The following is a 12,598-nucleotide window of genomic DNA, read 5'->3' on the forward strand; positions in this document are numbered from 1 at the left end:
CCCCTCTAGCGTTGACGTATGCCAACCAGCAATCACCTCCTGTCCTCGGTGCAGGTGGCGCGCTTCGTGGCGCACGGGTTCCTGCGTCTGGACGCGGTCGTGCCGGACGAGATGAACGCTCAGGCGGCCGGCGTGCTGACCGCCGGGATTCCGGCCGTCCCGTTCGGCACGCCGCTCGCGGACGCCTACCCCGAGGGCTCGTTCGCCCGCCGTCTCGTCGACCTCCCGCCCGTCGCCGGAGCCCTGCGCAGCCTCGTCGGCCCTGACCCCGCCATCGACCACCACGCCGTCCACGTGCGCGAACCCGACGAGGGCAGGGCGCAGCCCCTCCACGGCGACGCGATCATCGACACCCGTCCCGACGCGTTCGACGTCCAGCTCATGTACTACCCGCAGGAGGTCGCCGCCGAGATGGGCGGCACGCTGCTCGTGCCGGGCAGCCACCTGCGCCGCACCAACGAGAGCGACACCGGGCGGTACCAGAACCTGCGCGGCCAGATCAGGCTCACCTGCCCGGCGGGCACGGTCCTGCTGCTCCACCACGGCATCTGGCACGGCGGGCGGCGCAACGACAGCGACAGGCGCCGGTTCATGTTCAAGATCCGCTTCAATCCCGTGGTCCCGCAGGTACGGCTCTGGGACACCGCCGACCTCGCCGACCCGGCCGTCGCCGCCGAACTCCGCACCCGCTTCCCCTGGTACGAACAGGCCACCGGACGTCTGGAGATCTACAACCGGGTCCAGCTGTGGCGGGCGCTGACCGGCGACGACCGCTTCGACCTCGACCACTGGGTGACCCGCGTGACCAACCGCCCCCGGAGAACCGCATGAAGCAGCACGTCCTCGTCCTCTACCTGGCGACCTCGGCGCTCGACGCCCCGGTGGTCGGCTGGTCCTCCTACGACGGCACCGGACGCACCAGCCCCACGACCGGAGACGGCGACGACCCGCCCTACGCGACGGGCGTGGACGCGCTGCGCGACGGCTGGCGCCTGTTCCAGGCGTCCCAGCTCATCCCGCCGTACCCGGGCCACGAGTACGACACGTCCTTCCTCAAGCACGAGTTCTTCTTCGAGAAACTCGACGACGAACCCTGAACCCAGACCATCTGGATCACAGGAACCGCCAACCGTCAGCGCGCAGAGTAATCACTCTGTCACGATGAGGCCACGACGGATTCAATGCTCCAGTCGGCCGAAAACCTGCCCGACCACGGTCACGGACGGCTCGGACAGGTGGCGCACGGGGCGCTCATGACCCAGCTCCCGTCGGGCGCCCCCCCGCCCGCAGCTCTTCCTCGGATACAACACGCTGGACCGGCCGTTCCCTCTGACGGGATTCCTCCAGTACGACATCGACGCCCGGACGTGGCCGGCGTCCGGCGGCGATCCCGCCGCGTACCTGCGCTGGGCCGCGTCATCGATGCGCGCCCAGCCGATCCCGCCCAGAGGGACGTTCGACGAGACGCGCCAGCGGCTCGCGACCATGATGCGGGTGGACGCGCTGGTGATGGTCGCCGCCGCGCGCACGATGACCCCCAGGAGAGCGAGGGGTCGCGCGCCCTGCTGACCAACCTCGTCGAGGACTACTACCGCGACGGCGACGCGGAGTCCTGCGTGGACGCACGGGAGGCGACGGTGGCCCTGGCCGTGGACCGCGCGGGCTTATCCGCCAGAAGCCCCCATGCCTCATGGACGGAAGGGTGACTCCTCGCAGACGAACAGTCCCAGCCGGTGGATCCGTTCGACGGCCGCGAAACACGGCTCGCTGCTGGTGACGTGCAGGCAGTAGTCGTATCCGGCCTCGACGCTGAACCGCCTCCCGTCCTCCAGCCGGCACCACAGGTCCTCCCTCAGCATGGCGCGGACGATCTCCAGCGCCTCCTCCAGGGGGACCTCCGTACCTTCGGCGGGACCGCGCTCAGGATGCCGGACGGTGAGCCGCCGGACGCCCGACTCGCGAGCCAGCAGTTCCACCGCCCGCAGATGGGCGGCCTCCACGGCGTCGTACCGGTCCCTGGTGAGCGTCACCCCGTCGAAGGTCTGGCCGACGTCGCTGATCGACGTCCAGTCGTCGCCGCGGAACGCCCCATGCGCGTCCCGCAGCGCGGGATCGTACTTGCAGACGCGGAAGCCGTACCCCGTGACGTCGAGCAACGCCCCGATCAGTACACCCGGATCCGCCGCGGACGGCCAGCCGCCCACCTGGCCGTCGCCCACCTCGACCACCCGCAGGACACCGTCCGCTCGTCGCGCCAGGTCGGTGAAGACGAAACGCTCGCCCAGGTTCTGGACCGCCTCGCGCACCCGGCCCAGATCGCCCAAAGAGGCAACTCCGGCCAGGCCCTCCGGCTGCCCTGCGTCCCCGGCTGGGCTGCCGGGAGGCGGCCCCGCGACGACCGGTTCGCCGTCCACCCACCACACCCGCAGTCGCGGCCCGATGAATTCCTCGAACCGGCGGATCACCAACCGACCGGCCAGGTCCTCGCCCCGCAACTCGACGAAGCGCGCGGCGACCCGCTCGAGGGCCGCGAGGTCGGGGGCGTACCCCGTCTCCTGCCAGTCGGGCTCGCGGGGCTTGGCAGAGCCCCCGACCAGGAAGCCGCCGTCGCCGAGCCCGCCCGTCAGCCGGGCCAGCCTCTCGCCGCGCGGCACGGCCTCGCCGGGCGCCATCCGCACCACCACCGTGGACGGCGTCAGATCCCAGAAGCTGAACAACCATCCGGGAAGCTCGTGGGCGCGCCGGTAGCCCATGGAGTGGGAGAGCAGGTGGCAGCCTCTGGCGCGCAGGGCGTCGTCGAGCGCCGTGTACTGCTCGACGTTCACCACCGGGCCCCGGTACCAGACCCCACCGAACCCCTCCGGCACCCGCGCCACCGCCCTGCTGGCACGCCCTCACCTGATTGATCCACGCACCTTTCCCTCAGCCCGGGGAGGCCCCAGCCGGCGATCCGCTAGGCCGGAAAACGGGATGCCGGTGGGCGTCCCTGATCGTGAAGATGGGCGGGTGACACGACCAAGGAACACGCGGCCGCACCCCAGGAGTGCGGGCCGGCCGGAGCCGAACCGGCCGTCACCCACACGTGCGAGCCGCCTGCCAGAGCCGAACCGGCCATCACCCGGGAGTGGGGGCCGGCCGCTGGAGCCGGTTCGGCCGTTCCGGTGGGACCTGAGGGGCCCTGACCAGCTCGGCAGTCTGCTCGATGGCCGCCCGCCGCCCGACCTCCCCTTTCTCGACGAACTGGTCACCTGCGCCGCCCAGGTGCTCGCCCGCTGCGGCGACGGCGACCTCCACTTCGTCGGCCGGTCCGCCGACAGCGTCTACGACCTGCTCAGCGGCGCCCTGTCCGCGACCTCCTGGCGCGACCGACTCCACCTGCTCCCGTACTCCCACCGCTTCGAGTCCGACCTGCGGCCCTGGGAGGTACAGCAGTTGCGCGCGAACCTCTCGGCGCTCGGTGTCACCCCGCACGGCCTGGCCCGCCGCAAGCGTCCGATCGTCTTCACCGACCTGGTGCACGGGGGCTGGACGTTCACTCACCTGTACGACGACCTGCGCGGCTGGGTCGACGACGAACGTGAGGACTGGCACGTCATCCGCCTCAAGCTGCGCTTCCTCGGGATCACCGCGCGCGGGAAGACCAGCCCGAACACCTGGCGCTGGTGGCAGGACCCGAGCTGGACCGCCGACCTACCCCGCAGGGCGATCATCAACGTCTCCCTCGTCCCCTGGCTCTGGCACTATTTCGGCGACCGGCAGCACAAGCTCACTCCGTCGTTCCGGCGGACCCGGTGGGCGGACGATTCGGTCGCCCGGCCGGCTCGGGACGAGCACACGTTGACCGCCCTGACCGAGGCGGTCGCCATCGTCACGCGAGGCCGTACCCCCGAGGTCCGCACCGCACTGGCGCAGCGGATCAGCGCCGAGCGGACCTTCAGCCAGCCGTGGCTCCGCACCTTGGCCCTGGAGCTCCGCCACTGACGCCGCCTCGGCCCTGGAGCCCCGCCGCCTCGGCCTTGGGTGTCGGCGCTGACGTTGTGCGGTCGCGGGGCGTCCGTGCGGGTCGTCCTGATCGACGGCCGGGCTCCCTCTTCACCGCCCGTGCGGCGAGAAAGTCGACTTGCATTATTAATAAAATATGAATAATATCTCCACTCAACCGGAACCCCAGCTCAGGCGTTTCGTTCGAAGGGAGTCAGCATGGGGCCGAGCCTTCCCAAACGGGCGGCGCTGACGTCCGCCGCGACCAGGCCCACGGCCTGCGGCGGCGCCGCGAGCGAGCCCGCGGGTAGAGCCTGGTGAACCTCCAGCCGCACCGTGGAGCTCCCATCCTTCCAGGAGCCCGGCCTCCTTGGCTCCAGCCGTCACCGGAGCGGCGGCTTCCCGTTGTCACCATGACCTCACCACGGCGCTCCCAGCGGGGGGCCGGATGAAGTGCGACCGCGTGCGCTTCGGCGTGGAGCCTGCCGCCCACGACGTCGTCGTTCTGGAGGAGTCTCGATGAGCAGACGCTTCGAGGGCCGCACCGCCGTCGTGACGGGAGGCGCGTCGGGCATCGGCGCGGCGACCGCGCGGCGGCTGGCAGGCGAGGGCGCGTCCGTCCTGGCCGTCGACCTGGCCGCCGACTGGGCCTCGCCGGCGCCCGGAGTCGAGTACCTGTGCGGCGACGTCTCCGACGAGGAGACCTGGAACCGGGTCGCCGCGTGGGGCCCGATCGACGTGATCGTGAGCAACGCCGCGGCGGTGGATGTGGCGCCCGCGCACGAGACCTCGCTGGAGTCGTGGAACCGGCAGATCGGCGTCGGGCTCACCGCCACCTTCCTCGCCGCGCGCAGACTGCTACCGGATCTTGCCTCGACCGGCGGCTCCGTGGTAATCACCTCCTCGGTGCACGCTCTCGTCGGCATTCCCGGGCATCCCGCCTACGCGGCCGCCAAGGGCGGGCTGACGGCGCTCACCCGGCAGCTCGCGGTCGAGTACGGCCCCGCCGTACGCGTCAACTGCGTCCTCCCCGGGCCGATCATGACTCCGGCCTGGAACCGGGTGAGCGAGGAGGGCCGTGCCGACAGTGTGAGGGCGACCGTGCTCGGGCGGTTCGGCACCCCCGAGGAGGTGGCCGGTGTGATCGCCTTCCTGGCGTCGCCCGAGGCCTCGTTCGTCACGGGCGCCTGCGTGGTCGTCGACGGGGGATGGAGCGTCGTGAAGGACTCGGCATGATGGCGTCGTACAGCGGGCGCGGGATCCACGGGCAGACGGTCGAGGCGATCGCCGCGATGGTCTTCGGCGGGGAGTTCAGGGAGGGCGACAGCCTCGACGTGACCGCCCTTCAGGAGCGGCTCGGCGTCAGCTCGACCGCGCTGCGCGAGGCGATGAAGGTGCTCACCGCCAAGGGCCTCATCGGGGCCAGGCCCAAGCTGGGCACGTACGTGCGGCCGCGCGCCGACTGGAACCTGCTCGACGGCGACGTGATCCGGTGGAAGTTCGCCGGACGTCCAGACCCTGGTTTCCTGCGCGACCTGCACGAGCTGCGCTCGATCGTGGAGCCCTCGGTCGCCAGGCTGGCCGCGCTCCGCCGTACCCCCGAGCAGCTCGACGCGCTGCGGCAGGCGCTCGACGCGATGGCGGCGGCGACCGACCCCGTCGCGGCCGACCTGGACTTCCACCGGGCGCTGCTGGCGGCGGCGGGCAACGAGCTGCTGGTCCGCATGGAGGTGGTCATGGGGGCCGGCCTGGCCGAGCGCGACAGGCTCGTCCACGGCTCCAGCAGCGGCGGTGATCCCGTGCCGAGCCATCTGGCGGTGCTGGAGGCCATCGGGGCCGCCGACCCCGACGCCGCCGAGGCGGCGATGCGGAGCCTGCTCGACAAGGCCTGGCGTGACGTGGACGAGCTGCTGTGAAGATCACCAGGGTCGAGACGTTCCTGGTCCCGCCGCGGTGGCTGTTCTGCCGCGTCGAGACCGACGACGGCGTGGTCGGCTGGGGCGAGCCCGTCGTCGAGGGCAGGGCCGAGGTCGTGCGGGCCGCGGTGGAGGTGCTCAGCGAGTACCTCGTCGGCCGCGACCCACTGCGGATCGAGGACCACTGGCAGGTGCTGACCAAGGGCGGCTTCTACCGGGGCGGCCCGGTGTTGTCGAGCGCGGTGGCCGGGCTGGACCAGGCGCTGTGGGACATCGCGGGCAAGCACTACGGGGTTCCCGTCCACGCGCTGCTCGGCGGCCCGGTGCGCGACAAGATCAGGGTCTACGCCTGGGTCGGCGGCGACGACCCAGGTGAGCTGCGTGAGGAGATCGACAAGCAGGTCGAGGCCGGGTTCACCGCGATCAAGATGAACGGCTCGGGGCTGCTGCCGCGCTCGCTCACCAGCGCCGATCTGGCGGCCGTGGCAGGCAGGGCCGAGGTGGCCAGATCCGTGCTCGGTCCCGATCGTGATTTCGCGATCGACCTGCACGGGCGGGCCACGGTGGCGAACGCGAGACGTATCCTCGCCGCCGTCTCGGAGCTGCATCCGCTGTTCGTCGAGGAGCCGCTGGCGCCCGAGTACCTGCACCGGCTCGCCGAGCTGACCGCCGCGACGGACGTGCCGATCGCGCTCGGCGAGCGCCTCTACTCCCGTACCGACTTCCTGCCGGCGCTCACGTCCGGCCTGGCCGTGGCTCAGCCCGACCTCTCCCACGCGGGCGGCATCTCCGAGGTCAGGCGGATCGCCGCCCTTGCCGAGACGTTCGACGTCCAGCTCGCCCCGCACTGCCCGCTCGGCCCGATCGCGCTGGCCGCCAGCCTGCAGATCGGCTTCGCCACACCCAACTTCCTCATCCAGGAGCAGAGCGCGGGCATCCACTACAACAGCGGCGCCGAACTCCTCGACTACGTGCTCGACCCCGCCCCCTTCGCCTTCACCGACGGTCACGCCCACCGCGGCACGCTGCCCGGCCTCGGCGTGGCGGTCGACGAGCAGGCGGTGCGGCAGGCCGACCGTCACCCGCACGCCTGGCGTAACCCGGTGTGGCGGCACGACGACGGCTCGATGGCGGAGTGGTGATCACGCAGGCATATCGCCCTTGTCGCCTTCGAGATCATCCCGTGACGCCAGAACGCCAAGATTCCTCCTCATGAAGCGTCTACCAGTCGTCACCGCCGCGGCCGTGGTCGCCGCGCTCTTAGCCGGCAGCGGTCAAGCTCAAGCCGCCGTCCCCACGGACCCGATCACGTCCTTGTCGAAGCAGTTCGTCCCTGGGCTCGGAGTCCGGGTCGATGAGACGACTCGGACCACATTCAGCGGGATCAAGGGCGTCTTCACCGCCCGGACCAACGGCGTGATCGGATTCGGAAAGTCCGCGGCCGTGAATCACGACCTCACGTCGAAGACGAGGCTCACCGACGAGCAGAAGACCGCTCTCGGGGCGAGCCAGGACTACGAACCAACCCCTCTCCAAGCGATCAAGGTGGGCCGCTACACCTATGTGAAGGGCTTCGACTGGGGAACCATGCCCGAAGGCAAGCACTGGATCCGGTTCGGCAAGCACAACTCCTCGTGGGGCAACGACGGGCAGCGCGGCGACCAGCTCGTCGACGTCTTCGACCCGGCGATCCTCAAGACGGTGATCTCGAAGTCCACCATCGCCAAGCCCGGCGAGTACCGGGGAACCCTCACCGCCCATGACCTGTACAAGGGGAGGTTCACTCTCTCCGACGTGCGCAAGATCTCCTTCAGGCTCTTCGTCAACCGTGATCAGTTGCCCGTCCGCCTGATCACGGAGTACAACCAGAAGACCGAATGGCCCAACAAGGATGGCAAGCTGGTCAAGGGCACTCAGCACGACGTGATTGACACGCGCTACAGCGACTGGGGCGCGAAGGTGACGATCACGGCGCCTCCGGCCGGCGAGGTCATCGGCATCGAGGACGTGAAGTGGCCATCCACCGCGGAAACCCCGCTCGACGCCGTGACCGACCGCATGCATGCCGCGGTGCTGCCCAAGGACTGAGGTCGCGTTGGCCGGTGGGGCACGCTCGGCCGGTGTCACCGCGGGAATCGAGGAGCGGCCGCACCTACCCCGGCATGCCCTGTTCCACGCCCTGGCCCGCCACACGCCTGACCCACCGGCCAAGCCTTCCCCGCACCACCGGCCCGGGCCGGTGGTGCTCCACGAGCACGGTTCGGGGCGATGCGCGCCGCGGTCGACCTGTCGCTGGTGGTCGTCGCGCCATCCGGCCGCTCAGCCGGCGTGAAGCCCGTCAGAGTCTCAGTAGTCGACCCTGTACGCGGGTTTGAAGTTGGCCACGATGATCTGACGCCTGAACTGCCCGCCCACTGCCATGTCCGCCGCGGACGCCTCGAAGGTGAACTGCTGGGCGGGACTGAGCCGCCTGCCGCCGATGACGACCGGCCTGCGGACCATGTAGATCGCGGGGAACGGGCAGCGGTAGAAGCTGCCGAGCGGCTCGCGTGCGGCGTTGACGGCGTACACGATGGAACCGTCATGGAAGGCGGCGTCGATCTCCGCCTGGATCCGGAGGGTCGCGGCGGGAGCGGGGTCGTACTGCCACATCTCCTTGATGGACTGCCGGGCCTGGGGGTCGGCCTTCCAGGATTCGCGTCGTTGCGGATCCGTGAGGCACCAGGGGTCGAAATTCCGGGAGTTCACCGGGAGCGAGTCGTAGGTCCTGGCCGCGGGAGTGGCCGTGCTCCGGTAGCCGGCGATGCGCTTGGGCATGGCGATGAGCTGGCCCAGATGGTAGTAGAGCTCGAGTGCCCGCTGGAGCCGTCCCTCGATCGCCTCGTGCAGGCGCGGCTGGGGGTCGGCCCTGAGCAGGCCCTCGGCGTAGTCCGCGGCGGTCGCCGCCTCGGCGGCGAGCTGTCGGAGCCGTTGCAGGTCCTCCTGGTGCTCGTAGGCGTCCGCGACGGTCTGTTCGAAGAGTCCGAAGGCCACCTCGGCGTGCCGGCGGATCGCCCGCGTCGCGGCCAGCATGCCGTGCAGATGCGGCAGCGGACACGGATCGGCCTCGGCCCATTCGGGCAGGTCGGCGGGCAGCTGAAGTTCTTCCTCGACCAGGTAGCCGGGGTTGCCCGCGGCCTGGCGGGCGCGTGACACCCAGCCTTCGACCTGGTCGAAGCACGCGGCCACCTGCCTGCTCGTGACCGTCGGCACGTATCCGGTGGTGCGCGGGTCGGCGGCGTAGTCGGCGTCCAGCAACTGTTCGCCGATGGTCTGCAGGACGAACGCGTTCCACGTGCACAGCAACTGCCCGGAGGCGGATCGAGGGCCGTGCCAGAGGTTGACGCCCTCCTGGGCCAGGCGTAACCGCAGCGCCTCGGCGTGTTCGAGTTCGGTGTAGACGATGCCGCCCGCGCGCCGATACGCCTCGAGTTCGTCCGAACGCACCTCGCCCTTGGCTGCCGCGACCACGCGGGTCACCAGCGTCGGCCTCGTCGGGTCCGCTGTCGTCACGTAGGTCCTCTCTCCAGCGCCGGATGATGATCCGTACCCTAAGCCGTTCCACACGCCGACGCCCGTCCCCTCATCGGCGGGAGGCGATGGTGTTGGACTGTGGCGTGGGGTGAGCCCGTCGGCGGTCACTGCCGGTCGGACGGGCCCGACCGGCAGCAGTCGGCCCGGGTGCGGGCCGCCGGGGCGTCCGGCGGACGCTCAGTGGAAGCTCGGCGGCCCCTGCTCGATGCGACGCATCACCGGCGCGAGCCGGACGATCTCGTCATCGATGGGCCGCCGTTCGTCCCACCATGTCACACCCGCTTCGGCCAGCGGCCCCAACAGGTCGGCGGACTCGGCCGCGTCGGTGGGGCTCACACCGCCCACGACGACCTCGAAGGGCCGGCCCGCCTGGTCCCCGCGGTGCTCCTGAACGTAGCCGACCAGGTCGCGGACCTCGTCGGCGGCCGGCGCGTGGCCGTACCTGGCGGAGGTGAAGAGCGGGATCGCACCGTCCCATCGGGCGGCCCGTCGCATCGGCCTGCGGTTCGGCCAGTACCCGGCGATCCAGACCGGCACCCGGGGACGCTGCACCGGAGTGGGCAGCAAGGTCACGTCCCGGACTTCGTAGTGCCCCCCGTTGTGCGTCACCGGGCTTCCCGACCAGTACCGCTCGAGCAGGTCCAAGCCCTCGTCGAGACGTTCCGCGATGACCGCCGGGTCGGTGGACTCGCCGAAGCTGCCGTACTCGTCCTCGATCGGTCCGCCGAGTCCGGCGCCGAAGATCACCCGCCCGCCGCTCAGGTTGTCCAGCGTGGCCACCTGGCGGGCGAGCTGCTGTGGCCGCCGTCTGGCGACGGGGGTGACCATGGGGCCGAGTCTGATCCGGGTGGTCGCGAGTGCGGCCGCGGTCAGCAGCATCCACGGGTCGCCGAAGGTCCATCGACGGCTCTTGTAGTGCACCACGTGATCCCATAGGAACAACGCGTCCCAGCCTGCCTCCTCCGCCGCCAGAGCCACCGACGCGACCGTCCTCGCGTCAGCGAAATCACCGAAATTCGGAACATTGATCGAGAAGCGCATGGTGGCATGATCCTTCACCCGTCGACCCCGGCGCGAGCCCTTTACCTCCACGGAAACGGGTCCGTCGGCCCTACCGCCTGGCCGTTCCGAAACCTTTGCCGGAGCGATCAGACGTCTTCATCGGACCTGCGCGCGCCGCGCAACCGGTGGAGATCGCCGCCTTCGTCGCGTTCCTGTTCAGCGATGAGGAACGCGTCATCACCGGAGCCGCCCTGGCCATCGACGACGGCCTCACCGCCCCAATGACGGACGGCCGCGCCGGTCCCGGCCGGGGCAGCCCGTGGGGGCGCTCCTCACCCGCTGAGCTGGGCGCCGTCCGGGAAATCCGTCGAACGCGAGAGGTCGGCCCACTCCTCGATCTCCCTGTCCACCGCGGCGCGGCCGTGGGCGACCAGGTGCAGCGCGTCGGACCCGAGCAACAGGTGCGCGGGTGGGCTGGGGGCGTCGAGGACGGCCAGCAGGGCCTGCGCGGCCTTGTCTGGATCGCCGAGTTGGTTGCCGCTTGCGGCCAGCCGGCGCTCGCGTACCGGGTTCATCAGCTCGTCGTAGTCGGGAATCGACCGTTCGGTGCGCATCATCGACCGGCCCGCCCAGTCGGTACGGAAGGAACCGGGCTCGACCGCGGTGACGTGGACGCCGAACGAGGCAACCTCCTTACCCAGCGTTTCCAGGATGCCTTCCAGGGCGTACTTGCTCCCGTGGTAGTAGGCGAGCCCGGGCACCGTCATCAAGCCGCCCATCGACGTGACACCGAGGATGTGGCCGCGACGGCGCTGCCGCATGTACGGCAGGGCTGCCTTGATGGTGGCCACCGCGCCGAACACGTTCACCTCGAACTGCGTGCGCAATTCGGCCATCGGCGACTCCTCGAGCACGCCCTCGTGGCCGTACCCGGCGTTGACGATCAGCACGTCGATCGGGCCGACCGCTGCCTCGATCTCGTCCACCGTGCGGAAGACGGTGTCGGTGTCGGTGACGTCGAGCACACGGGCGATGGCTCGCTCGGGGTCGAGCTGTTCGAAGGCGCGGGCGTCGGCTTCCTTGCGCACGGTGCCCACCACGGTGTGCCCGGCCTTCAGGGCGCCGGACGCGAACGCCCTGCCGAGCCCGGAGCTGACTCCGGTGATGAAAAAGATCTTCATGACTTGAAGTCTACATCACGTCGAAAATAATCGACACGACGTCAATTCAGCTAGAGTGGCGCCATGCGGGAAACGGGAGCGAAAGGTCGCCGCAAGAGTGCGCCCACCAAGGGCGACCTGCGCGAACGTGCGATCCTCGACGCTGCGGAACACCAGCTCGGCGCCGCCGGCCCCGACAGCATGACGGTCGAGATGATCGCCTCCGCGGCCGGCATCAGCCGGGCGGCCTTCTACTTCTACTTCGCCTCGAAGAACGACGTGCTGGCCGCGCTGGTCGAGCGGACGGTGAGCGTGCTCCGCGCCGATATCGACGCCGCGGATGCCGTCGGCCCACCCCCGGAGGCCCTCCGGAGAGGCGTTGAGCGGACCGCGCGGATGTGGCGCGAGCACGGCAGCGTCATGCGTGCGGCCGTCGAGCTCGCGCCCACCGTCCCCGCGATCGGGGAGCAGTGGCGGGCAGCCGTCGCCGCCATCGCCGACATCACCCGGCGGATCGCCGAGCGCGCGGGGCTGCCCGCCGACGACAGCCCGATCGGTGCCCGCGCGATCACGACCACACTGACCTGGATGACCGAACGCTCCTTCTACGAGACATCCCGCACCTCCGGTTCCCTGGAGGCGACCGCCGAGACACTGACCCACCTCTGGCTGACCGCGATCCGCGGTTCCGGCCGATAGGCGTCCGCCTCTCGCGGCACTGCCGGGCTGTAGACCCGGCAGGTCCCAGCGTGGTGCTGCCGTCACCAGGATGAGCTCCGCCTTCTCGCGGCGATCGGACCCGACGACTGTTGGCCCTCGGACGTTCGACGTCAACAGAGGTTCGAGACAGTGGAATCGAGCCGGATGGCCGTGGCCACCGGCGGGTCGCGCGGCATCGGCAGTTCCGGCACTCCTGAAGTCGCTTAGACAGAACTGAGGTCCGCGCCCTGGCGAGGGGCCGGTCAG

The 12,598-nt window shown here is 70.5% G+C and carries 13 protein-coding genes; 8 read left to right on the forward strand and 5 right to left on the reverse strand.

Annotated elements, in window-relative coordinates; genetic code table 11:
- The first annotated feature begins 18 nt into the window (after nt 1-18).
- Nucleotides 19-831 (forward strand): phytanoyl-CoA dioxygenase family protein, encoded by an 813-nt coding sequence (locus ABT294_RS45430; protein WP_350812725.1) that lies wholly within the window; start codon nt 19-21, stop codon nt 829-831.
- Complete coding sequence (locus ABT294_RS45435) at nt 828-1,097, forward strand: hypothetical protein (RefSeq protein WP_350812726.1); 270 nt, start codon at nt 828-830, stop codon at nt 1,095-1,097. The genes ABT294_RS45430 and ABT294_RS45435 overlap by 4 nt, the downstream gene beginning before the upstream one ends.
- An 81-nt stretch (nt 1,098-1,178) precedes the next feature.
- Here the strand turns inward: ABT294_RS45435 and ABT294_RS45440 are convergent, their stop codons facing one another.
- Both ABT294_RS45440 and ABT294_RS45445 read right to left on the reverse strand, forming a co-directional pair.
- Nucleotides 1,179-1,529 carry a hypothetical protein gene (locus ABT294_RS45440; RefSeq protein ID WP_350812727.1) on the reverse strand — a complete coding sequence of 117 codons (351 nt, stop codon included), beginning with the start codon at nt 1,527-1,529 and terminating at the stop codon, nt 1,179-1,181.
- A 159-nt stretch (nt 1,530-1,688) separates the two neighbouring features.
- Complete coding sequence (locus ABT294_RS45445; protein WP_350812728.1) at nt 1,689-2,867, reverse strand: ATP-grasp domain-containing protein; 1,179 nt, start codon at nt 2,865-2,867, stop codon at nt 1,689-1,691.
- Nucleotides 2,868-3,006: 139 nt separating this feature from the next.
- Between ABT294_RS45445 and ABT294_RS45450 the strand changes: the two genes are divergently transcribed.
- The 5 genes from ABT294_RS45450 to ABT294_RS45470 all read left to right on the forward strand — a co-directional run bounded on the left by ABT294_RS45450 (nt 3,007) and on the right by ABT294_RS45470 (nt 7,985).
- Nucleotides 3,007-3,981 (forward strand): hypothetical protein, encoded by a 975-nt coding sequence (locus tag ABT294_RS45450; protein WP_350812729.1) that lies wholly within the window; start codon nt 3,007-3,009, stop codon nt 3,979-3,981.
- A gap of 519 nt (nt 3,982-4,500) precedes the next feature.
- A complete protein-coding gene (locus ABT294_RS45455) occupies nt 4,501-5,217 on the forward strand; it encodes an SDR family NAD(P)-dependent oxidoreductase (RefSeq protein WP_350812730.1) in 717 nt (238 codons plus the stop codon).
- The gene (locus ABT294_RS45460) at nt 5,214-5,897 is read left to right on the forward strand and encodes a FadR/GntR family transcriptional regulator (protein WP_350812731.1); all 684 of its coding nucleotides are present in this window, start codon (nt 5,214-5,216) and stop codon (nt 5,895-5,897) included. Before ABT294_RS45455 ends, ABT294_RS45460 begins: the two co-directional genes overlap by 4 nt.
- Nucleotides 5,894-7,039 carry a galactonate dehydratase gene (dgoD, locus tag ABT294_RS45465; protein WP_350812732.1) on the forward strand — a complete coding sequence of 382 codons (1,146 nt, stop codon included), beginning with the start codon at nt 5,894-5,896 and terminating at the stop codon, nt 7,037-7,039. The genes ABT294_RS45460 and dgoD overlap by 4 nt, the downstream gene beginning before the upstream one ends.
- A gap of 70 nt (nt 7,040-7,109) precedes the next feature.
- Entirely contained in the window at nt 7,110-7,985 is an 876-nt protein-coding gene (locus ABT294_RS45470; RefSeq protein WP_350812733.1) for a hypothetical protein, read from the forward strand.
- Between the two features lie 258 nt (nt 7,986-8,243).
- Here ABT294_RS45470 and ABT294_RS45475 read toward each other — a convergent pair whose 3' ends face one another.
- The 3 genes from ABT294_RS45475 to ABT294_RS45485 form a co-directional block, all read right to left on the reverse strand.
- Complete coding sequence (locus ABT294_RS45475) at nt 8,244-9,449, reverse strand: hypothetical protein (RefSeq protein WP_350812734.1); 1,206 nt, start codon at nt 9,447-9,449, stop codon at nt 8,244-8,246.
- A 198-nt stretch (nt 9,450-9,647) separates the two neighbouring features.
- Nucleotides 9,648-10,511, reverse strand: a complete 864-nt coding sequence (locus tag ABT294_RS45480) for an LLM class flavin-dependent oxidoreductase (protein ID WP_350812735.1) — start codon at nt 10,509-10,511, stop codon at nt 9,648-9,650.
- Between the two features lie 293 nt (nt 10,512-10,804).
- Complete coding sequence (locus ABT294_RS45485; protein ID WP_350812736.1) at nt 10,805-11,653, reverse strand: oxidoreductase; 849 nt, start codon at nt 11,651-11,653, stop codon at nt 10,805-10,807.
- Between the two features lie 63 nt (nt 11,654-11,716).
- On the opposite strand from ABT294_RS45485, the gene ABT294_RS45490 reads away from it, so the two are divergent.
- A complete protein-coding gene (locus tag ABT294_RS45490; RefSeq protein WP_350812737.1) occupies nt 11,717-12,331 on the forward strand; it encodes a TetR/AcrR family transcriptional regulator in 615 nt (204 codons plus the stop codon).
- The last annotated feature ends 267 nt before the right edge of the window (nt 12,332-12,598 follow it).

Origin of the sequence: Nonomuraea sp. NPDC000554 (genome assembly GCF_040300065.1) — a bacterium.
Classification (GTDB): domain Bacteria; phylum Actinomycetota; class Actinomycetes; order Streptosporangiales; family Streptosporangiaceae; genus Nonomuraea.

What these genes read in the sequence shown, in the direction of transcription:
- ABT294_RS45455 (WP_350812730.1), top strand. Translation starts at nt 4,501, where the DNA reads ATGAGCAGACGCTTCGAGGGCCGCACCGCCGTCGTGACGGGAGGCGCG.
- ABT294_RS45480 (WP_350812735.1), bottom strand. Translation starts at nt 10,511, where the DNA reads ATGCGCTTCTCGATCAATGTTCCGAATTTCGGTGATTTCGCTGACGCG.
- ABT294_RS45460 (WP_350812731.1), top strand. Translation starts at nt 5,214, where the DNA reads ATGATGGCGTCGTACAGCGGGCGCGGGATCCACGGGCAGACGGTCGAG.
- ABT294_RS45430 (WP_350812725.1), top strand. Translation starts at nt 19, where the DNA reads ATGCCAACCAGCAATCACCTCCTGTCCTCGGTGCAGGTGGCGCGCTTC.
- ABT294_RS45490 (WP_350812737.1), top strand. Translation starts at nt 11,717, where the DNA reads ATGCGGGAAACGGGAGCGAAAGGTCGCCGCAAGAGTGCGCCCACCAAG.
- ABT294_RS45435 (WP_350812726.1), top strand. Translation starts at nt 828, where the DNA reads ATGAAGCAGCACGTCCTCGTCCTCTACCTGGCGACCTCGGCGCTCGAC.
- ABT294_RS45470 (WP_350812733.1), top strand. Translation starts at nt 7,110, where the DNA reads ATGAAGCGTCTACCAGTCGTCACCGCCGCGGCCGTGGTCGCCGCGCTC.
- ABT294_RS45485 (WP_350812736.1), bottom strand. Translation starts at nt 11,653, where the DNA reads ATGAAGATCTTTTTCATCACCGGAGTCAGCTCCGGGCTCGGCAGGGCG.